17 protein-coding genes are annotated in these 21,046 nt (G+C 73.2%); 5 read left to right on the plus strand and 12 right to left on the minus strand.

From position 1 onward, the window contains the following. Nucleotides 1-452: 452 nt before the first annotated feature. Complete coding sequence (locus tag ABZ385_RS26975) at nt 453-1,460, minus strand: stage II sporulation protein M (protein ID WP_358913588.1); 1,008 nt, start codon at nt 1,458-1,460, stop codon at nt 453-455. An 88-nt stretch (nt 1,461-1,548) separates the two neighbouring features. Here ABZ385_RS26975 and ABZ385_RS26980 point away from each other — a divergent pair, with 88 nt between their 5' ends. Continuing rightward, the gene (locus ABZ385_RS26980; protein WP_358699419.1) at nt 1,549-2,490 is read left to right on the plus strand and encodes an RDD family protein; all 942 of its coding nucleotides are present in this window, start codon (nt 1,549-1,551) and stop codon (nt 2,488-2,490) included. 70 nt (nt 2,491-2,560) lie between these two features. Here the strand turns inward: ABZ385_RS26980 and ABZ385_RS26985 are convergent, their stop codons facing one another. From ABZ385_RS26985 to ABZ385_RS27020, 8 genes are all read right to left on the minus strand, one after another. Beyond that, on the minus strand, nt 2,561-3,175 hold the full coding sequence (locus tag ABZ385_RS26985; RefSeq protein ID WP_358913589.1) for a hypothetical protein: 615 nt from the start codon (nt 3,173-3,175) through the stop codon (nt 2,561-2,563). 97 nt (nt 3,176-3,272) lie between these two features. Beyond that, complete coding sequence (gene ahcY / locus ABZ385_RS26990; RefSeq protein ID WP_358588559.1) at nt 3,273-4,730, minus strand: adenosylhomocysteinase; 1,458 nt, start codon at nt 4,728-4,730, stop codon at nt 3,273-3,275. 366 nt (nt 4,731-5,096) lie between these two features. Beyond that, nucleotides 5,097-6,056: a cation diffusion facilitator family transporter gene (locus tag ABZ385_RS26995; protein ID WP_358588562.1), complete on the minus strand. Its 960-nt coding sequence runs from the start codon at nt 6,054-6,056 to the stop codon at nt 5,097-5,099. Nucleotides 6,057-6,167: 111 nt separating this feature from the next. Then, complete coding sequence (gene manA, locus ABZ385_RS27000; RefSeq protein WP_358588563.1) at nt 6,168-7,319, minus strand: mannose-6-phosphate isomerase, class I; 1,152 nt, start codon at nt 7,317-7,319, stop codon at nt 6,168-6,170. A gap of 124 nt (nt 7,320-7,443) precedes the next feature. Continuing rightward, nucleotides 7,444-8,652 (minus strand): SIS domain-containing protein, encoded by a 1,209-nt coding sequence (locus ABZ385_RS27005; RefSeq protein WP_358913590.1) that lies wholly within the window; start codon nt 8,650-8,652, stop codon nt 7,444-7,446. Between the two features lie 84 nt (nt 8,653-8,736). Beyond that, nucleotides 8,737-8,913: a Trm112 family protein gene (locus ABZ385_RS27010; protein WP_358588566.1), complete on the minus strand. Its 177-nt coding sequence runs from the start codon at nt 8,911-8,913 to the stop codon at nt 8,737-8,739. Between the two features lie 171 nt (nt 8,914-9,084). Further along, entirely contained in the window at nt 9,085-10,446 is a 1,362-nt protein-coding gene (locus tag ABZ385_RS27015) for a phosphomannomutase/phosphoglucomutase (protein ID WP_358913591.1), read from the minus strand. Nucleotides 10,447-10,616: 170 nt separating this feature from the next. Further along, nucleotides 10,617-11,042: a DUF3499 domain-containing protein gene (locus tag ABZ385_RS27020; RefSeq protein WP_358588573.1), complete on the minus strand. Its 426-nt coding sequence runs from the start codon at nt 11,040-11,042 to the stop codon at nt 10,617-10,619. Between the two features lie 258 nt (nt 11,043-11,300). On the opposite strand from ABZ385_RS27020, the gene ABZ385_RS27025 reads away from it, so the two are divergent. After that, nucleotides 11,301-11,753, plus strand: coding sequence for a metallopeptidase family protein (locus tag ABZ385_RS27025; protein WP_358913638.1), 453 nt, complete (start codon nt 11,301-11,303; stop codon nt 11,751-11,753). 34 nt (nt 11,754-11,787) lie between these two features. Here the strand turns inward: ABZ385_RS27025 and ABZ385_RS27030 are convergent, their stop codons facing one another. The 3 genes from ABZ385_RS27030 to ABZ385_RS27040 form a co-directional block, all read right to left on the minus strand. Further along, on the minus strand, nt 11,788-13,284 hold the full coding sequence (locus ABZ385_RS27030) for a DUF5719 family protein (protein ID WP_358913592.1): 1,497 nt from the start codon (nt 13,282-13,284) through the stop codon (nt 11,788-11,790). Beyond that, nucleotides 13,281-16,877, minus strand: a complete 3,597-nt coding sequence (locus tag ABZ385_RS27035; RefSeq protein WP_358913593.1) for a glycosyltransferase — start codon at nt 16,875-16,877, stop codon at nt 13,281-13,283. Before ABZ385_RS27035 ends, ABZ385_RS27030 begins: the two co-directional genes overlap by 4 nt. A 237-nt stretch (nt 16,878-17,114) precedes the next feature. Then, nucleotides 17,115-17,378 carry a WhiB family transcriptional regulator gene (locus ABZ385_RS27040; protein WP_358589073.1) on the minus strand — a complete coding sequence of 88 codons (264 nt, stop codon included), beginning with the start codon at nt 17,376-17,378 and terminating at the stop codon, nt 17,115-17,117. Nucleotides 17,379-18,008: 630 nt separating this feature from the next. Between ABZ385_RS27040 and ABZ385_RS27045 the strand changes: the two genes are divergently transcribed. The 3 genes from ABZ385_RS27045 to ABZ385_RS27055 are packed head-to-tail and all read left to right on the plus strand — an operon-like array spanning nt 18,009 to nt 20,891. Continuing rightward, a complete protein-coding gene (locus ABZ385_RS27045; RefSeq protein WP_358699477.1) occupies nt 18,009-18,524 on the plus strand; it encodes a cysteine dioxygenase family protein in 516 nt (171 codons plus the stop codon). A 34-nt stretch (nt 18,525-18,558) separates the two neighbouring features. Continuing rightward, nucleotides 18,559-19,515: a 2-phospho-L-lactate transferase gene (gene cofD / locus ABZ385_RS27050; protein WP_358589076.1), complete on the plus strand. Its 957-nt coding sequence runs from the start codon at nt 18,559-18,561 to the stop codon at nt 19,513-19,515. Continuing rightward, nucleotides 19,512-20,891 (plus strand): coenzyme F420-0:L-glutamate ligase, encoded by a 1,380-nt coding sequence (locus ABZ385_RS27055; RefSeq protein WP_358913594.1) that lies wholly within the window; start codon nt 19,512-19,514, stop codon nt 20,889-20,891. The genes cofD and ABZ385_RS27055 overlap by 4 nt, the downstream gene beginning before the upstream one ends. The last annotated feature ends 155 nt before the right edge of the window (nt 20,892-21,046 follow it).

Here is a 21,046-nt window from a genome sequence, read left to right on the forward strand (position 1 = left end):
CTCACCGAAGTGAGCCGGGGTATCAACATATCTGGCGTTGACTTTTGGCACGCTGTTGAGTTCTCAAGGAACGGACGCTTCCTTTGTACTCACCCTCTCGGGCTTTCCTCCGGGCGCTTCCCTTCGGTATTTCGTGTTCCAACCTTACCAGATCCGTTTCCCGTTCCGTTTCCGGTTCGGATTTCATTTCCGGTGGCCGTTGGAGGGCCTTCGCCTTTCGGCTGATCCGACTTTATCAGAGGTTTTCCGCCGGTCTTACCGGCTTCAGTTCCGATTCATCGGGAGCGGCTTCTCTCGTTTATGTGAATTCGAGAAGCAAGCAGACTTTAACTGCCGCCGCTGGACTTGTCCAGCTCTAGGCAACTGTTCGAATCTACCTCCCCGGGCCTGCCGTGTCAACGGTTTTTCCGGGGCGAAGAGGAGACTAGCAGCTCGTCAGGGCCTCGCGCACATCACGCAGCGGTGGGGACGGAGGCGCTGCGGTCCGCTCCGGCCAGGTCGCCCGTTTCGCCCGCGCGGGCCGCCCTGCCGCCCAGGACGTAGACGTACGCGAGGAACGCCAGCTCGGCGGCGACCCCGATGGTGACGCGGGCCCAGGTCGGCAGGCCGGACGGGGTCACGAAGCCTTCGATGGCGCCCGAGACGAACAGCACCAGCGCCAGGCCTATCGCCATGCCGAGGGCCGCCCGGCCCTCCTCCGCCATCGCTGTGCGGCGCGGGCGGGGGCCCGGGTCGATCAGCGTCCAGCCGAGGCGCAGGCCGGTGCCGGCGGCCACGAAGACGGCGGTCAGTTCGAGAAGGCCGTGCGGGAGGACCAGGCCGAGGAAGGTGTCGAGGCGACCGGCCGAGGACATCAGGCCCATGCCGACCCCGAGGTTGAGCATGTTCTGGAAGAGGATCCAGATGACCGGGAAGCAGAGGAAGGCGCCCAGGACGAGGCACATCGCCGCGGCTTGCGCGTTGTTCGTCCAGACCTGGGCCGCGAAGGACGCGGCGGGGTGGCTGGAGTAGTACGTCTCGTACTCACCGCCCGGTCGGGTCAGCTCCCGCAGGTCGCCGGGGGCGGCGATCGAGGACTGGACCTCGGGGTGGGTGGCCACCCACCAGCCGATGACGGTCGCGAGGACTGTCGAGAGCAGCGCGGCGGGGACCCACCAGTGGCGGGAGCGGTAGACCGCCGCGGGGAAGCCCTCCGTAAGGAAGCGGGTCACGTCACGCCACGAAGCCTGGCGGGTGCCGGTCACGGCGCCGCGCGCGCGGGCCACCAGCTGGGTCAGGCGTCCGGTCAGCTGCGGGTCCGGAGCGCTGGACCGGATCAGGGAGAGATGAGTGGCGGTGCGCTGGTAGAGGGTGACCAGTTCGTCCACCTCGGCCCCGGTGAGGCGGCGTCGGCGGCGCAGCAGGGCCTCCAGGCGGTCCCACTCGGCTCGGTGGGCGGTCACGAAGACGTCGAGGTCCATCGGGTGGCTGCTCCTCGTACTGCGGCGCGTGGCTGCTCAGCTTGGCAGACTGGCCACTCCTACGGCAGGGCGGGGAAGGGCGGCGGGCGTGAGTGAGCTGGTGACGGGTGAGGCGGTGGCGCTGGAGCTGCGCCCCGCGAAGCTGCCGAGCCGGGCGCTGGCCCTGCTGCTCGACCTGGTGGTGGTGTGGGCGGTGTATCTGGCGGTGACGGTCGGGGTCGTCGCCTCGACGTCCTCGCTGGACGACGCGGCGGCCGCGGCGGTCGCCGTCGCCGGATTCCTTCTCATTCCGGTCGGCGGGCCGATCGCGGTGGAGACGCTCAGTCACGGGCGTTCGCTGGGGAAGCTGGCGTGCGGGCTGCGGGTGGTGCGGGACGACGGCGGGCCGATCCGGTTCCGGCACGCGCTGGTGCGGGGCGCCGTCGGCGTCGTGGAGATCCTCATGACGTTCGGGGTCGTGGCCTGCGTCGCGTCGCTGGTGTCGGCGCGGGGGCGGCGGCTCGGGGATGTGTTCGCGGGCACGCTGGTCGTCCGTGAGCGGGTGCCCGTGGGGCGGCCGGTGTTCGTGCCTCCGCCGCCGCCCTGGCTGCTGGGGCGGTTCGCCGGGCTCGATCTGTCCGGGGTGCCGGAGGGACTGTGGCTCGCGATCCGTCAGTACCTGACGCGGATGGGGCAGCTGGATCCACGGGTGGGCTGGTCGATGGCGGAGCGGCTGGCCGGTGATCTGGCGGAGCGGACGGGGGCTCCCGCGCCCGAGGGCGTGCCGCCGGCCGCGTATCTGGCGGCTGTCGTGCATGAGCGGCAGGCGCGGGATGCGCGACGGGTCTTCGGCGGGGAGTTCGGCGGTTCGCCTGCTCCTGGTTCACCTGCGTCCGGTTCGCCTGATCCCGGTTCGCCTGTTCCGGATACGGCTGCTGGGCCCCCCGCTGGTCGGGACTGGCCCGCTCCGAGCACCGTGGCGCCGCCGCCGGGTGGGACGGGGGGCGATGGGGCCGCGCCTCCGTCGACGGGCTTCGTGCCGCCGGTCTAGCCGGGCGCCAGACATCAGGCATCAGGTATCAGGTATCAGGTATCAGGCCGGAAGGGTCAGGCCTCCGGCGTCAGTTGAAGGTCGACGGCGGTGTTTCGAGGTGTTCGAGTTCGATGCCGGGGGCCGCGAGGACGACGTCGCCGGTGAGGTGGACCGCGTGCTGTTCGCCGGTGTCCAGGGCCGTGACCTGGTACTCGTCCACGGTCAGCGGGCCGCTGTCAGTGGCGTGTGCTTCTCTCTTCAGCAGGGCCCAGGACTGGTCGAGGGTGCGGGGGGCGAGGACCGGGTCCGTGAAGGCGACCAGGCGGACGCGGGTCGCGGGGGAAGCGGGGGCCAGTTGCAGGAGCCGGGCCGTCGCGACGAGGAAGGCGGGGGATGTGCCGGTGAAGGCGTGGGCGGGCGCGTTGTCCTCGGTGGCGTGGGCGCCGGTGGGGTCGGTGCGGACCCAGGTGACGCCGTTGAGGGCGGCGGCGCGGACCTGCCAGTCGCCCGCGTGCAGTTCGAGGCGGATGGGGCGGCCCCGGTCGTCGAGCGCGAGGTCGACGGAGCCCGCGGGGGTGCCTGCGGGGGTGGTCCGCTGGGAGACGTAGCGCCAGCCGGAGGGGCCGGGCGCGCAGTGGAAGTGTTCTTCGCCGAGGGGGGTGCGATCGTGCGGATCGTGGAGCGAATAGCGGCCGCGGGGCATGGGCTTGGGTCCTGGTCCTCGGTCGGGGCAACGGGGGCAGGCCCCCGCCACGGGGGCGAGGGCCTGCTGAAGTGGGGCCGAACTGCGGGCGCAGCCGTCAGTAGCGGTAGTGGTCCGACTTGTACGGGCCCTCGACCTCGACACCGATGTACGCGGCCTGCTCGGGGCGGAGCGTCGTGAGCTTCACGCCGAGCGCGTCCAGGTGCAGGCGGGCGACCTTCTCGTCCAGGTGCTTGGGGAGCACGTAGACGTCGGTCGGGTACTCCTCCTGCTTGGTGAACAGCTCGATCTGGGCCAGGGTCTGGTCCGCGAACGAGTTGGACATCACGAAGGACGGGTGGCCGGTCGCGTTGCCCAGGTTGAGCAGGCGGCCCTCGGACAGCACGATCAGGACCTTGCCGTCGGGGAACGTCCAGGTGTGGACCTGCGGCTTGACCTCGTCCTTGACGATGCCGGGGATGGCGGCCAGGCCGGCCATGTCGATCTCGTTGTCGAAGTGGCCGATGTTGCCCACGATCGCCTGGTGCTTCATCTTGGCCATGTCGGAGGCCATGATGATGTCCTTGTTGCCCGTGGTCGTGACGAAGATGTCGGCCTTGTCGACGACCTCGTCGAGCGTCGTGACCTGGTAGCCGTCCATGGCGGCCTGCAGGGCGCAGATCGGGTCGATCTCCGTGATGATCACGCGGGCGCCCTGGCCGCGCAGGGACTCCGCGCAGCCCTTGCCCACGTCGCCGTAGCCGCAGACGACGGCGGTCTTGCCGCCGATGAGGACGTCGGTGGCGCGGTTGATGCCGTCGATGAGCGAGTGGCGGCAGCCGTACTTGTTGTCGAACTTCGACTTGGTCACGGCGTCGTTCACGTTGATCGCCGGGAACAGCAGGGTGCCGTCACGGTGCATCTCGTACAGGCGGTGGACGCCGGTCGTGGTCTCCTCGGTCACGCCGCGGATCTCCGAGGCGAGCTGGGTCCACTTCTGCGAGCCCTCGGTGATGGTGCGGTTGAGGAGCTCCAGGATCACGCGGTGCTCGTCGGACTCGGCGGTGTCGGGCGAGGGGACCTTGCCGTCCTTCTCGTACTCGACGCCCTTGTGGACCAGGAGCGTGGCGTCGCCGCCGTCGTCCAGGATCATGTTCGGGCCGCCGGTGGGGGTGTTCGGCCAGGTCAGCGCCTGCTCCGTGCACCACCAGTACTCTTCGAGGGTCTCGCCCTTCCAGGCGAAGACCGGGACGCCCTGGGGGTTGTCCGGGGTGCCGTTCGGGCCGACGGCGATGGCCGCGGCGGCGTGGTCCTGGGTGGAGAAGATGTTGCAGGAGGCCCAGCGGACCTCGGCGCCGAGGGCGACCAGGGTCTCGATGAGCACGGCGGTCTGCACGGTCATGTGCAGGGAGCCGGTGACGCGGGCGCCGGCGAGCGGCTGCGCGGCGGCGTACTCCTTGCGGATCGACATCAGGCCGGGCATCTCGTGCTCGGCGAGCGTGATCTCCTTGCGGCCGAACTCGGCGAGGGAGAGGTCGGCGACCTTGAAGTCCTGGCCGTTGGTGGCAGTCGTCATGAGTTGAGCTGCTCCTCGTGTGGTGGGTCGAGGGTGGGCATGGCTGACCTGCGGCGTCGGGTACGAGGACGCACCGGCGCGCGCAGCGCAGTCCGTCGGAGGCCCTCTCTCCCTCGGCCGGTCCGTGCGCGGACCGCCCGACCGCCATCAGCAGCGACGTCTGGCTCAGTCACCCAAGCTACACCGGGGGACCCGGCGAACCACAGCCCGCCTCCGCGCCCGCGGCCCGAAGCCGCCGGACTCCGCCTCGCGCGGAGGGCCTTCTCGCACGCCGATGGGCCCCCCGCACGCCGATGGGCCCCGCACCGGCGCGGTGCGGGGCCCATCGGCTCAGGGATCGAGGTCCGGCGTGCGGACGGCGGGCGGTCAGTGGCCGCCGGGGGTCTTGGCCGGATCGTTGCCCTCGGCCGCCGCGGCCTCGCTGTAGATGTCCGGTTCGAGGTAGATCACGCGGGCGATCGGGACCGCCGTGCGGATGCGGTCCTCGGCGGCGTTGATGGCCGCGGCGACCTTCCCCGCGGTCTCGTCGTGCCGGACGGCGATCTTGGCGGCGACGAGCAGCTCCTCGGGGCCGAGGTGCAGCGTGCGCATGTGGATGAGCTTGGTGACGGTGTCGCCGTCGACCAGGGCCTGCTCGATCTTCCTGACCTCCTCGACGCCCGCGGCCTCGCCGAGCAGCAGCGACTTGGTCTCCGCGGCCAGGATGATCGCGATGGTGATGAGCAGGACGCCGATGCAGAGCGTGCCGATGCCGTCCCAGACGCCTTCGCCGGTGGCGATGGCCAGGCCGACACCGCCGAGGGCGAGGATCAGGCCGACGAGCGCGCCGAGGTCCTCCAGGAGGACGACCGGCAGCTCGGGGGCCTTGGCGCGGCGGACGAACTCCCGCCAGGAGAGGTTGCCGCGCGTGTGGTTGGACTCCTTGATGGCGGTCCGGAAGGAGAAGCCCTCCGCGAGGATCGCGAACACCAGGACGCCGACGGGCCAGTACCAGTGCTCGATCTCGTGCGGGTGCTTGATCTTCTCGTAGCCCTCGTAGATCGCGAACATGCCGCCGACCGAGAAGAGGACGATCGAGACGAGGAAGGCGTAGATGTAGCGCTCGCGGCCGTAGCCGAAGGGGTGTTGCGGGGTCGCCTCGCGCTGGGCCTTCTTGCCGCCGAGGAGCAGGAGCCCCTGGTTGCCCGAGTCGGCGAGCGAGTGGACGCTCTCGGCGAGCATCGAGGACGAGCCGCTGAAGATGAACGCGACGAATTTCGCCACCGCGATCGCCAGATTCGCGCCGAGTGCCGCGACGATCGCCTTTGTTCCGCCTGACGCGCTCATAAGTGCCGGGGGTCCCTTCGCCTTCGTGTGTGCTCGGCCGTCGCCGACGGGCAGTGCTTTGCCCGCCCTTTGCGGTGGGTCATTGTTGCAGCACGGCAGGGCGCTGCCGCGTCAGGCCACCACAGTGGCCCGGAAAACCGTGCCCGACCCGGACACTTCCGCCTTTTCTCCCGCGGGGACGAAGGCGGACTGTCCGGGCGTCAGGGGCAGTTCGCCCGCGTGGACCTCGCCCGCGGCGCAGAGCAGGATCTGCGGGGTGGGGGCGGTCAGGTCGTGCGGGGCCGCGCCCTCGGACAGGACGAAGCGGGAGAGCCGGAACTCGTCGGTCGGGGTGTCGTAGACCTCTTCCCCGGCCGCCGTCGCCTCGGGGCGCAGGACGCCGGGCTCGGTCGCCTCGAAGCGGACGACGCGCAGCAGCTCCGGCACGTCCACGTGCTTGGGGGTCAGGCCGCAGCGCAGGACGTTGTCGGAGTTGGCCATGATCTCGACGCCGAGGCCTTCGAGATAGGCGTGCGGGACGCCGGCGCCGAGGAACAGGGCCTCGCCGGGCAGGAGTCGTACGTGGTTGAGCAGCGTCGCGGCGATGACGCCGGGGTCGCCGGGGTAGTGGTGGGCGATGGCCGCGTAGGGCTCGTAGACCCCGCCGAGGCGTTGGGCGGCGGCCGTGAACTCCGCGACCGTCGCCGCCATCTCCTCGGGGTCGGCGCTCAGCACGGCCGTCAGGACCTCGCGCAGGGCGCCCTCCTCGGGGTGGGCGCGCAGCAGATCGACGTACGGCTTGAGGGAGTCGACGCCGAGGGCCTCCAGCAGGTCGGCGGTCCGCGCGGGGGCGCGGAAGCCGCACAGGCCGTCGAACGGCGTGAGGGCGCAGATCAGTTCGGGCTTGTGGTTGGCGTCCTTGTAGTTGCGGTGCGGGGCGTCGATCGGGACGCCCCGGCGCTCCTCGTCCTCGTAGCCCTCCTTCGCCTGGGCGAGATCCGGGTGGACCTGGAGGGAGAGCGGGGCGCCGGCCGCGAGGACCTTGAGGAGGAAGGGCAGGCGCGGGCCGAACCTGGCGACGGCGGCCGCGCCCAGCTCGCGCTCCGGGTCCGCGTCGATGACGTCGTGCAGCGCGCCGCGCCCGGTGCGCGAGGGCGCGCCCGGGTGGGCGCCCATCCACATCTCGGCCTGCGGTTCCCCGCTCGGCGCCACCCCCAGGAGCTCCGCGATGGCGGTGGTCGAACCCCAGGCGTAGGGGCGGATGGTGTTGGTGAGGCGGTCCACGGAGGGGGTCTCCCTTACTGGTGCCGCGTACGCGGCTGCTGGCGGGCGGGCGGCATCACCGCGGCCGGCCTCGTTGCCGGAGTCGGTACGGCCGGTGTCGCCGCGGTCATGGCCCGGTGTCCGGTCATGATCGGTCCCCGGCGGCGAGCGCCAGGTAAACGGCGGCGAAATCCGTGACGGCGATCAGTTCCGCGAGGGCTTCCAGTTCGTCGCCGGCCTCCGGCTCCAGCTCGCTGAGCGCGACGTCGTGGCCGTGCGCCAGCTCGCGGGCGGCGGGGGCCGCGGAGAGGCCGCCGGCGTCCACCGGCCGGTCGCGGAGCAGCACCACGCGCGCGCGAAGGGCGGCCGGGTCGTCGACGCGGTCGCGGAAGAAGTCGTCGGTGTCGTCGGTGTCGTCGCCGCCCGCGGGGTTGCCCGCGAGCAGGCAGCCGTGGGCGGGCAGGGCCTCGGGCAGTTCGGCGGCGAGCGCGGCGCGCCCGGACAGTTCGGCGAGGGTGGCGGCGAAGCGGCGGCCCGCGGCGGCCGCGGAGCGGCCCTCGGTCCAGATGAGCGGGAGCGCGTCGGCCAGTTCGGCGGCGAGCGTCTTGGCGGGGTTGCTGTAGGTGGCGATGGCCGGGCCGCAGCGTTCGGCGACGCGGTCGAGGCGGTCGGCGACCTTGTGCAGCGCGTCGACCGGGGCCTCGATCAGGCCGGTGCGGTCCATGAGCACGAGGAGCGGGACGAGGAGGGCCCACAGGGTGCCGGGGGCGCCGGGCGCGGCCTCGTCCTCCACGCGGCGTGCCTCGTACGAGAGGGAGTCGCGGTCGGTGTCGCCGTGCGCGCCCTCGTAGGCGCCGTAGGGCGAGGTGGCCAGGGGGACGGTCAGGCCGTGGCTGCCCGCGACGCCCTCGGCCAGCGGGGTGCGCGCGGGGGCGACGGCCACGACCGTGCAGCCGCGGCGGTAGGCCTGCTCGGCGAGGAGCGTCAGGCCCGGTTCGGAGCCGTCCGGGGTGGCGATGAGCAGCAGGTCGACGGGGCCCGCCCAGCCGGGCAGCGCCCAGCGCAGGGCGCCCGCGGCGGGGGCGACGCCGGTGGGGGCCAGGCGTACGACGGGGCAGCCGGCGCCCGCGAGGCCGTCGAGCAGGTCGGCGACGCAGACGGCCGCGGTGCCCGGTCCCGCGATGAGGATGGCGCGGGGGCGGCCGTCCGGCTTCAGCTCGGTCAGACCCGATTCGGTGGCGTGCCGGACCGCGGTGCGGACCCGGGCGCCGGCCTCGGCCGCGCCGCGCAGCAGGCCGCGGCGGTCGGCCCGGGCCAGGGCCTCGGGGGTGTCGAGCAACGACTCGTCGAGCATGGGTTGCGGCCTCCGATCGCCGTGCGCGGCTCTCCGCGCACGCTGCTGGGTCGTGCCGGAGCGTATGCCCTGCGCGGGGTGCCGTTACGCGGGGCGGCGGGCCTCGTCGACCAGCAGGACGGGGATGCCGTCGCGGACGGGGTAGGCCAGGCCGCACTCCTTGGCGTCCGCCGTGCAGATCAGCTCGGTGTCCGTCTCCTTGAGCGGGGCGTGACAGGCCGGGCAGGCGAGGATCTCCAGGAGGCCGGCTTCGAGCGCCATGGGTGGGTCCCTTCGAGCTGATGCGGTGAGGTTCTCGCGGCGGGCGCGAGGCGGTGTGCCGCTGGCCCTGCGAGGCGCCGCGCCGCGCTCCCCGGGTACGGGGATTCGCGGGGCCGCCTCACAGGATGCGGCCTGGTCAGCCTACCTCCGCGCGAGGCGGCCCGGGGGCCGTCAACCGCGGATGATCGCGAGGGCCTCGTCGCGCACCTTGGCCATGGTGGGCTCGTCGCGGGCCTCGACGTTCAGCCGCAGCAGGGGCTCGGTGTTGGAGGCGCGGACGTTGAACCACCAGTCGGCGGCGGTCACCGTGAGGCCGTCCAGCTCGTCCAGGGTGACGCCGTCCTGGGCGGCGTACGCGCTCTTGATCGCGGCCAGGCGGGCGGTCTGGTCGTCCACCGTGGAGTTGATCTCGCCGGAGCCGGCGTAGCGGTCGTACTGGGCGACGAGCGCGGACAGCGGGCCGTCCTGCTCGCTGAGGGCCGCGAGGACGTGGAGGGCGGCGAGCATGCCCGTGTCCGCGTTCCAGAAGTCCTTGAAGTAGTAGTGCGCGGAGTGCTCGCCGCCGAAGATCGCGCCGGTCCTGGCCATCTCCGCCTTGATGAAGGAGTGGCCCACGCGCGTGCGCACGGGCGTGCCGCCGTTCTCCTTGACGACCTCCGGGACGGACCAGGAGGTGATCAGGTTGTGGATGACCGTGCCGCCGCCGTGCTTGGCCAGCTCGCGGGAGGCGACCAGGGCGGTGATGGCCGACGGGGAGACGGGGGCGCCGTTCTCGTCCACCACGAAGCAGCGGTCCGCGTCGCCGTCGAAGGCGATGCCGAGGTCGGCGCCCTCGGCGCGCACCCGCTCCTGGAGGTCCACGATGTTGGCCGGGTCCAGGGGGTTCGCCTCGTGGTTGGGGAAGGTGCCGTCCAGCTCGAAGTACATCGGCACCAGCTCCAGGGGCAGGCCCTCGAAGACGGTGGGGACGGTGTGGCCGCCCATGCCGTTGCCCGCGTCGACCACGACCTTCAGCGGGCGACTGGCGGTCAGGTCGACCAGGCCGCGCAGGTGCGCCGCGTAGTCGGTGAGGGTGTCGCGCCGGGTGAGGGTGCCGGGGGTCGCCGCGGGCTCGGGGGCGCCGGTCTCGGACCAGCCCTCCACCAGGGCGCGGATCTCCGCGAGGCCGGTGTCCTGGCCGACCGGGGCCGCGCCCGCGCGGCACATCTTGATGCCGTTGTACTGAGCGGGGTTGTGGGAGGCCGTGAACATCGCGCCCGGCAGGTTCAGCGCGCCCGAGGCGTAGTACAGCTGGTCCGTCGAGCACAGGCCGATCTCGGTGACGTCGACGCCGCGCGCCGCAGCGCCGCGCGCGAAGGCCCGCGAGAGGCCGGGCGAGGAGGGGCGCATGTCATGGCCCACCACGATCGCGTCCGCCGATGTGACCTGCGCGAAGGCCGCTCCGAACAACTCGGCCAGGGTCTCGTCCCACTGGTCCGGGACCACCCCGCGGACGTCGTACGCCTTCACGATCTGGGACAGATCAGCAGTCACGGCCAACCCTCTCTGCAAGTTCCGCGAGTTACGTCGGTACGTCGGTCACCCCACGCCGGTCGCCCCAAACCTACCCGCACCGGACGGCGACGAACGGGGGGCGACGAAGTGTGAGCGGCGTCAAACCACGGTGGGGTCCGGCGTGGGGACCTGCGGGCGCGGGGACGCGTTCAGGAGTCGGGCGAGCGCAGCACGCGGAGGTGGCCTCGCCGGGCGACCTCCATGGGGTCCGCCCTGCGGGCTCCGCCGCCCGCCTCGGCCGCGCGCTCCTGGGGGCGGGCCGCCTCGCGCACGGCGTTGGCCAGCGCTTCGAGGTCGTCGCCGGAGGGCCGGGCCGGGCCGGAGGCGTCGGCGAGCCGGACGACCTCCCAGCCACGGGGCGCGGTGAGTCGCTCGGAGTGCTCGGCGCACAGGTCGTAGCAGTGGGGTTCGGCGTAGGTGGCGAGGGGGCCGAGGACCGCGGTCGAGTCGGCGTAGACGTACGTCAGCGTCGCGACGGCGGGACGGCCGCAAGCGGTGCGCGAACAGCGACGTACAGGGCTCACGACGTTGGACGGTACCGCACTCTTGAGCGGGCCGCGACGACTCTCCCTCAGGTCACTCCACCGTGTCGTGCCGCGTCCCGCGAACCGGCCCGTCCCGCGAGCACGGCGTTGACCTGCGCGGACGCCAGTTGCCGGTGGGGCGCGTGGTGTTGAATCCGGTCACCACATGGCGCGAATCACGTCATTTGGCGCGAGATCGACGGTCTCGGAGAGATACGGAATTGAGTCCAAGTTCGGCCGGAACGGTCAGGAAGCGACATGCCGCGTTCCGTGCGGAAAGGGCGATCTCGTGACTACGCTTCGTCAGTGATGGACGACCCCGTGCAGCCCCGTTCCGCAGACCCGAGGCCCCGCCGCCGCGACCGCCACGGCAGAGGCATGCGCGGGCCCGTGGCGCCTCCCCAGGTGCCGCTGTCGGCGAGCCGTGCCGAGGTCTTCACGGACCTCGTGCAGGACTCCGTGGAGCGTCTCGAACGGCGCTGGCCACAGCTGGCCGACGTCGACTTCCTGGTGCTGGAGGTGCCGCCGCTCGGCGGGGCCGACGGGGAGTGGCGCGACGAGGTGGTGCCGCTGGGCGGCTCCCTCTCGGCGTCCGAGGGGCGCCCCGCCCGCGTCATCATCTACCGCCGGCCGGTGGAGATCCGCACCAAGGGGCGCGACGAGCGCGCCGCCCTGGTGCACGAGGTGGTCGTGGAGCAGGTCGCCGACCTGCTCGGCCTGTCCCCCGAGTCGGTCGACCCGCGCTACGGCGACGACGACTGACCGGCGGCCCCCAGCCGGGCGGGGCCCGGCCCGGCTACTTCTCCAGCACCCTCAGGTCCCGCTTCGCGCGCGGCACCGCGACCGTCCCCCGGTCGTCCGGCAGCGTCTGCACGGTGAACATCGGGATGCCGTCCTCGGGCAGCGCCAGCATCCGCGAGCCGTGGACCTCGCCGCCGGACACCGGCTCCACGGTGAGGGCGTACGCGCCCTTGAGGCCGCTGGGCACCGGCGGGTGCGCGATCTCCAGGGTCGTGCCGCCCTTGACGGTGTACGTCTTGGCGACCGGTGAGCCGCCCTCGGTGCCGGACGAGGCCGTGACCTTCACCTTCGCCGTCTTGTCCGGGGCCACCAGGGAGAGCGTGGAGCCCTTGGCGCGGTTGTCGGCGACCGTCGCGCGCGCGCCGACCGGGTCCGTCGCCGGGATGAACGCCGTCTCCTGGGCGCCGCCCTTGCCCCGGGTGACGCGCAGCGCCGCCACCACGGGCACCGGCTCGTCGGCCGGGGACAGCAGCAGCGAACCGGCCTCGCCCTTGGTGAGGTCGCCCAGATCCACGGCGGCCGTCATCCCGGCCTTCACATGGAGGTCCTCGTGTCCGGCCGGGGTGATCGTGCCGGTCGGCGAGGCAAGCTGCACCTTCAGGTCCGCGTCCGCGGAGCCGGGCGCGAAGGCGATCAGCCGCACCGAGGTGGCGTCCTTCGGGATGCCCGGCAGGACGGCGACCGGCGAGGGGTCGGCGGCGGCCGGCAGCCAGTCGCCGCCGAGCTTGTCGTCGGAGGACTGCACGGCGGCGGCGACCCGGCCGCTGCGGGCGCTCACGTGCATCGTGAGGTTGGTGTAGGCCTTGTCGGCGAGCGTGGACAGCAGCACCGGGACGCTGGAGTGCGGCTGGACCTGGATCGCCTCGCCCACCGGGGAGGTGACCTCGCCGTCCGGGCCGAACAGCTCCACGTCGACGACGGCCGCGGAGTCGTCGGGGTTCGTCAGGTGGATGTAGTCGCTGCGCCCCTTGGCGGTGCTCGTGCCCGGGAACCAGAAGTCCGTGTCGGGCGCGGTGCAGTTGGTGCCCTGGGCGCCGCGGCCGCTGCCCGCGGAGTAGGTCGTGGTCTGCTGCACGGTCCAGCCGGGGGCGAGCGCGCCTTCGGCGGTGCCGATGAGGACGGGCGCCTCGCCCCCCGACTCCTCGCCGCCGACCGCCTCGCCCGCCGTCTCCTGGGTCAGGAACGGCTTGGCGTGCTTGCCCTTGGCGCCCTCCTGCGGGGCGTCCGTGAGCTGCTTGGTGACGGGGACCAGCTCCGCCTTGCCGGTTTTCCCGGTGCCGCTCGTGCGCGGGCTGAAGGCGGTGTACGAGGTCTCGGCCAGGTCGGAGGCGCTGGGCGCCGGGCAGAGCAGGCTGGTGCGCTCGACGGGCAGCCGCGTGGCGGCCGTCACCCGGTCCTCGCCCGCGCCGTCGGTGCCGCTGGACGCGGCGTACCCGGTGACGGCGCCGAGCACGACGACCACGGCGATCAGGGACTGGGTGGCGCGGTTCACTGTCGGCTCCCGTCGGGGCGCTCGCTGTCGGTGCCGTGCGGCGGCATCGGGGGCTGCGGCTGGTCGTACGAGGGGTAGGAGGCGTACGGGTCGTACTGGCCGCCCTGGTGGGGCTGCGCCCGGTACGGCTCCTGAGGGGCCGGCTCGTAGGTCTCGGCGGGGTAGGCGCCGTCCTGGTACGGCTGGTCGGCGCCGTACGTGCCGTACTCGGCGTCGGCGGGGGCGGGCGCCTCCCAGGCGTCGTACGACTGCTGCCGCGGGACGACGGCGTGCGGGTCCGGGGACGACGGGGGCGGCGGCACGTCCTGGCCCGCCTCCGGGCCGGCCTGCTCGCTCTGGGCCCGCAGCCTGCGCGCCCTGCGGCCCTCGCCCTCGACCGCCTGGGCCGGGACGACGGGCTCCTCGGGCAGGTCGTCGTCGACGTGCCGGCGGCGGCCCGGCAGCGCGAGCACCACCAGGACGACGGCGAGCGCGCCCTGCGCCCACAGCCAGGCGGTGTGGCCCAGCGGGGCGTCGTAGGTGACGTCGAGGCGGCCGCCCGCGGCGGGCAGTTCGAAGCCCTGCGCCCAGCCGTCCAGCGTGGTGCGCGGCAGTGGGCGGCCGTCGAGGGTCGCCGTCCAGCCCGGGGCGGCGGAGTCGGCCAGGCGCAGCACGCGGCCCGCCCGGCCCGAGGGGATCTTCGTGTGCAGTTCGACGGGGCCCGCGGCGACGGGCTCCGGGTCGCCGCCCTTGGGGATGATGGCGGCCCGGGAGACCTGCCGGTCCACGCGCCACAGGGCGCTGCCGTCCTCCTGGCTGAGCCGGGTCAGGCCGGGGGTGGCGTCGAGGGTGCGGCTCATCTGGCGGGGCGCGCCCTGGCGTACGAGGACGTAGCGGACGGCGTAGCCGCCGAGGTGGTCGGCCTGGTCGGCTCCGGAGCCGGCGACGAGGCGGGCGACGATGCCGTCGAGCCGGTCGTCGGTGCCGGCCGCCGCGGCCAGTTCCGCGTCGCCGAGGCGGGCGCCCGAGCCGCGTACGAGCGTGTAGGAGACCTCGGCCGGCGACCCGCTGTCGAGCACGAGGGTGCGGGCCTGGTCCTGCGTGCCGCTCTCCTCCGCCACGAACGCGGGGACCTGCACCGGGTCGCGCCGCTCCAGGGGCCCGTCGGCGCCGCGGATCATCCATCCGGCGGCGCCGAGCAGCGGACCGGCCGCCGCGGCGAACGCGATGAGCGCGGCGGTCGGCTGGCGCCAGCCGAAGCTCTGTTCGGCGACACGCGCGCGTGCCCCGTCGGCGCCGAGGGCGGCGGCGGCGAGGAGCGCGAGGCCGTAGCCGAGGGTGGCGGGGCCCGCCCACGCCGAGTCGTTGGACAGGACGGCGAAGACCAGCGAGACGAGGGCGGCCGTCCAGGCGGTGCGGATGGCCGGCTGCCGCTCGGCGCGCAGCAGGGCGCCGAGGGCGGCGAGGACGACGCCGGCGAGCAGCAGCCCGTGCACGGTGCCGGGGCCGCCGGGGCTGGTGCCGAGCAGGTCGAGCGCGCTCGCGGAGCCGGCGCCGAACTCCAGGCCCGCCTCCTTGAAGAAGCCGAACGGCAGCAGCGTCAGCGACCACGGGGCGAGCAGGAGCAGCGGGGTGCCGAGCGCGGCGAGGAAGCGCGGCCCGTATCCGACGAGGTCGCGGCGGCGCAGCGCGAGCAGGGCGAGGCCGAGCACCAGGGCGATCGGCCAGACGATCGGCGTGAAGGCCGTGGCGAGGGTCAGCAGCAGCGCGTACGCCCAGGTGGCGCGCCAGGTCCCGCGGGCGCCCCCGGAGGCCGTGAGACCGGCGGCCGCGGCGCCCGCGCGGGCGATGAGGGGCAGCAGGACGGCGAGGACGGCGGTGCCGATGCGGCCGCCCGCGAGCGCGCCGGTCGCGGCGGGCAGGAAGGCGTACGCGACGGACGCCCAGGCGCGCAGCAGGCGCGAGGTGACCAGGGGGCGCGAGGCGAAGTACGCGGCGAAGCCGGCCAGCGGCACGGAGCCGACGAGCAGCACGGTGACCGCGAGGCCGGTGGAGCCGAACAGCAGGCTGGACAGGCCCGCGAGGAGCGCGAGGTAGGGCGGCGCGGCCTGGGTGCCGCCCGTGCCGACGGGGTGCCAGGCGTCGAGGTAGCGCGCCCACAGGCCCGCGGAGTCGGCGGGGGCGGGCAGCAGCGCGCCGCCCGCGAGCGCCCCGCCGCCGAGCAGGGCCCGGCAGGCGACGAGGGAGACGAACAGGAGCACGACGAAGAGCATCGGTCCCGGTCTGCGGGCGACGCGCTTGAGGCGGGCGAACTGCTCGATCTCCAGGAAGTCGGCGTCGTCGCCGCCGGGCCCGGACTCGACGGCGCCGTGCCGTCCCGCTCCTGTGGGGGCGTCGGTGTCGGAGCGGCCGAGCAGACCGCCGGCGGCCTGTTCGACGGTGGCCCGCACGGTGGCGCCGGGGGGCGGGAACAGGGCCCGCGTCTCCCCCGCGTCGAGCACGGACCTGCCGCGCTGTTTGCGGGCGGCGAGGATGCGCCCCGGCCGCAGCAGCGTCACCAGCAGTCCGGCGACCTCGTCGAGGGCCTGGCCGGGCGCCTTGCCGACGAGGTAGGTGACCGTGCGCAGGAGCGTGCCGAACACGAGCCGGAAGAGGACCCACGGCAGCACGGCGGAGCGGGCGTTGGCCAGCAGGGTGTAGGCGGCGCCCGCCTTGTCCACGCGGTGCGGCGAGGTCGCCGTACGGCCGACGCAGTCGACGGTGCGGCGCTCGCGCGAGGACGCCTCGGCGTGCCGCACGACGGCGTCGGGGGCGACCAGGACGCGGTGTCCCGCGGCGTGCGCGCGCCAGCACAGGTCGACGTCGTCGCGCATCAGCGGCAGGTAGCGGTCGAAGCCGCCGAGCTGTTCGTACACGTCGCGGCGGATGAGCATGCCGGCGGTGGACACGGAGAGCACGGGGCGTACGTGGTCGTGCTGGCCCTGGTCCTGTTCGCGGCGGTCCAGGCCGGTCCAGCGGCGGCCGCTGTTGGCGATGGAGACGCCGACCTCCAGGAGCTGCCTGCGGTCGTACCAGCCGCGGAGCTTGGGGCCGACGACGGCGACGTCCTTGCCGAGCGCGTGTTCGTTCTCGACGGCCCGCAGCAGTTCGGCGAGGGCGTGGGGTTCGGGGGCGCAGTCGTCGTGCAGGAGCCAGAGCCACTGCACCGGTTCGCCGTGCGGCAGGTCCGGCAGGTCGTACGCGTCGTCGCGCCAGGTCCGGCTCACCGGGTCCCAGCCGCTCGGCCGCCGCAGGTACGGCAGCTCTTCGGGGGTCGGCGCCGCGGCGGTGCGGACGGCCTCCTCGACGGCGGTGCCGAAGCCGGCCCGGCGGGCCAGGTGCAGTACGCGGTCGGGGCCGAGGGCCTCGGTGAGCAGGCGGGCGGAGTCGTCCGCGCTGCCGGTGTCCGCGGCCACGGCCCGCTGCACGGGCCGCTCCTGGCCGAGCAGCCCGGCCAGGGCGTCGGGCAGCCAGCGGGCGCCGTCATGGGAGACGAGGACCGCGGTCACGACGTGCCGCGGGAACTCAGGGGCGGCAGCGTCGTGGTGGGCTGCCGGATGGCTGTGCACGGACATCGAGGTACGGGCCCCGGTTCGCTGGACTGTGGGGGACGCCTGCGCCCTGCGGGGGCGCCGGGGCGTCTTGGACGGGGCCCCACACTAACGGCTGGCACCACAACGGCCCGCCGCCTGTGGATGACCCACGGGCGACGGGCCGTTCGTCGCACACTGTTCGGGGGAGACGTGGTCGGGGGAGGTGGGTGCCCGATGGACGGGGCGACACCCGCGCGGACGCGCTCGCGCGCGCTCCGCTCACATCGCCGCCTTCTTCAGTCTGCGGCGCTCACGCTCCGACAGGCCGCCCCAGATCCCGAAGCGTTCGTCGTTCGCGAGTGCGTATTCAAGACATTCTGAGCGGACCTCACAGGCGAGGCAGACCTTCTTGGCCTCGCGCGTGGAGCCGCCTTTCTCGGGGAAGAAGGACTCGGGGTCGGTCTGGGCGCACAGCGCGCGCTCCTGCCAGCCGAGTTCCTCGTCCGCGTCCTCGACCAGCAGTTCCTGAACCAGCTCGGTCATGTGCGCCCCTCGTCTGTCTGTGCGTCCCCGTGGTGCTGCCGTTACCGGTTCCGGCTGAACGACACGAGTGAAATTACAAGTGCGCTGATCCAGGCCAGTCAAGCCGAGATCTGCTATTGGGCCTCTTATTCACTCTGCGGAACCAAGGCTATGCGGAAAGTGTTCAAATCGGTATAAACCATGACACCCATCGACGGGCCCGCCGGCACCGCCCTCCCGAGGAGCCCCATCGGAGGCCGCACCCAGGAGGACGTCGATGTTTGAGTGCCGGTTGCTGCGCCATGTGTCCCGTGCACCCCGTGCACAAACCTTTCGCCTATCCGAACAACCGGATGAGGTGAAAGCTATCCCACATATCGGACATCGAGTTGACAGTGGAGGTGTGAGCGGGTGTCCTGGTGGGCATGCTCGCGAACCTGGCTCTTTCGATGACCCGCACCAGCGGGTCCATCGGTGCTGCCCACGCGCGCTGTCGCTGTTCCTGCTCCAGCTGTTGAGTCCCTCCAGCCGTCGAGCCGCTTTCCCCGCCTCACCCTGCCGGGCCCTGCCTCGCGCTCGCCCGCTTCTCCCCCGCGCTCCACCCATCCTTCGCGACACCCCGACACTCTTACGTTGAGGAACCACCGCACGATGAACAGCGACAGCGACCTCCAGATCGCCGGCGACATCCTCGAAGTCCCGCACCTGCTCCAGCCCGCCCGCGAGCACCCCGCGACCGTGGCCGAGTTCGTCGGCCTCGCCCGCACCATCGCCGCCGACCGCTCCCAGTGGGAGCACCTCGTCCGCTACGACGCCACCAGCCGCTGGTACCACCGCCTGCGCACCGGGCCCGGCTACGAGGTGTGGCTGCTCTCCTGGGTGCCCGGCCAGGGCAGCGGCCGCCACGACCACGGGCGCTCCTCGGGCGTACTGACGGTCCTGCGGGGCGAGTTGTCCGAGCGCACCCGAAACGGCGCGCGGTCGCTCGGGGCGGGCGCGCAGCGCGTCTTCGCGCCGGGGTATGTCCACGAGGTCGTCAACGACCGCCTCGAACCGGCCGTCAGCCTGCACGTCTACTACCCCGGCCTGACCGAGATGCCCATGCACGCGGCCCAGTGCGCCGCGGTCACCGCCGAAGGTGTCGCGGACGATGTCGTGACCGCCTGACGCACTGTCGTACCCGCCTGACATGCTGGGCACCATGCGCATTGTGGTTCTGGCCGGCGGCATCGGCGGCGCCCGTTTCCTCCGCGGGCTGAAGAAGGCCGCGCCCGACGCGGACATCACGGTCATCGGCAACACCGGTGACGACATTCACCTGTTCGGGCTGAAGGTCTGCCCCGACCTGGACACCGTGATGTACACGCTCGGCGGCGGCATCAACGAGGAGCAGGGCTGGGGGCGTACGGACGAGACGTTCAAGGTCAAGGAAGAGCTGGCGGCCTACGGGGTCGGGCCGGAGTGGTTCGGGCTCGGCGACCGGGACTTCGCCACGCACATCGTGCGGACGCAGATGCTGGGCGCCGGCTATCCGCTCAGCGCCGTCACGCAGGCGCTGTGCGAGCGGTGGCAGCCCGGCGTGCGGCTCATCCCCATGTCCGACGACCGCGTCGAGACGCATGTCGCCGTCACGGTCGACGGCGAGCGGAAGGCCGTGCACTTCCAGGAGTACTGGGTACGGCTGCGCGCCTCCGTGGACGCGCACGCCATCGTGCCCGTCGGCGCCGAACAGGCCAAGCCGGCGCCCGGCGTCCTCGAAGCGATCGCCGAGGCCGACATCATCCTCTTCCCGCCGTCGAACCCCGTGGTCAGCGTCGGCACCATCCTCGCGGTGCCCGGCATCCGCGAGGCCATCGCCGAGGCGGGCGTGCCCGTGATCGGCCTCTCCCCCATCGTCGGGGACGCGCCCGTGCGCGGCATGGCCGACAAGGTGCTCGCCGCCGTCGGCGTGGAGACCACCGCCGCCGCCGTCGCCGAGCACTACGGCAGCGGACTGCTCGACGGATGGCTGGTCGACAGCGTCGACGCGGGTGTCGTGGAGCGGGTGGAGAGCGCCGGGATCCGGTGCCGGGCCGTGCCGCTGATGATGACCGACGTCGACGCGGCGGCGGAGATGGCCCGCCAGGCGCTCGCGCTCGCCTCGGAGGTACGGGCGTGACCACGCGGGGCGGGGCGGGGCCGTCCTTCCGGGTGTGGGCGGTGCCCGGGCTGCCCGAGGTGCGCGAGGGCGACGACCTCGCCAAGCTGATCGCGGCCGCCGAACCGGGGCTCGCCGACGGGGACGTCGTCCTCGTCACATCCAAGATCGTCAGCAAGGCGGAGGGGCGGCTCGTCGCGGCCGACGACCGCGAGGCGGCCATCGACGCGGAGACCGTGCGGGTCGTCGCGCGGCGCGGGACACTGCGGATCGTCGAGAACCGGCAGGGGCTCGTGATGGCCGCGGCCGGGGTCGACGCCTCGAACACTCCCGCGGGGACGGTCCTGTTGCTGCCGGTGGACCCCGACGCCTCGGCGCGCGCCGTGCGTCAGGGGCTGCGGGAGGCGCTGGGCGTGGACGTCGGTGTGCTCGTCACCGACACCTTCGGGCGGCCCTGGCGGGCCGGGCTCACCGATGTCGCCATCGGTGCCTCGGGGGTGCGGGTCCTGGACGACCTGCGGGGCGGGGTCGACGCGTACGGCAATCCGCTGAGCGCGACCGTCGTCGCCACCGCCGACGAGCTGGCCGCCGCGGGGGATCTCGTCAAGGGGAAGGCGGCGGGGCTGCCGGTCGCGGTGGTGCGGGGGCTCGGGCATGTCGTGGGGGGCGGCCTGGGCGCTGACGCTGGGTCTGGCTCTGGGTCTGGCTCTGGGGTCGATGCTGATGGGGCCGGGGGTGACTCCGGGGCTCGGGCGCTCGTGCGGGACTCGCGGGACGACATGTTCCGGCTCGGTACGTCCGAGGCGGTGCGGGAGGCGGTGGCGCTGCGGCGCACCGTGCGGGAGTTCACCGACGAGGAGGTCGACCCCGGGGCCGTGCGGCGCGCCGTCGCCGCGGCGGTCACCGCGCCGGCGCCGCACCACACCACTCCGTGGCGGTTCGTGCTCGTGGAGTCCGCCGCCGCGCGCCTGGAACTGCTGGACGCGATGCGGGACGCGTGGATCGCGGATCTGCGGCGGGACGGGAAGTCGCCGGAGGCCATCGCCAGGCGGGTGCGGCGCGGGGACGTCCTGCGCAACGCGCCCTATCTGGTGGTGCCCTGTCTGGTGATGGACGGCTCCCACACGTACGGGGACGCGCGGCGGGATACGGCCGAGCGGGAGATGTTCGTGGTCGCGGCGGGGGCGGGGGTGCAGAATTTCCTGGTCGCGTTGGCCGGGGAGCGGTTGGGCTCCGCGTGGGTTTCGTCGACGATGTTCTGCCGGGGGGTCGTGCGGGACGTTCTTGGGCTGCCGGGGTCGTGGGATCCCATGGGGGCGGTGGCCGTGGGGCATCCGGCGGGGGCGGCTCCGGCGCGAGGGGAGCGGGATGTGGGGGGGTTTGTTGTCGTGCGGTAGGCGTTGGCCGTTTTTGGGGTTTTGCGCAGTTCCCCGCGCCCCTGAAGTTGCCCTTTCGCCGTTGCGGCTGTGCGGGCGCGTGGGGGGTCTTGCGCAGTTCCCCGCGCCCCTGAGGTGCCCTCTCGCCGTGTGACCGTGCCGGTGCGTGGGGGTTG

It is taken from the genome of Streptomyces sp. NPDC005898 (assembly GCF_040629635.1).
Classification (GTDB): Bacteria; Actinomycetota; Actinomycetes; order Streptomycetales; family Streptomycetaceae; genus Streptomyces.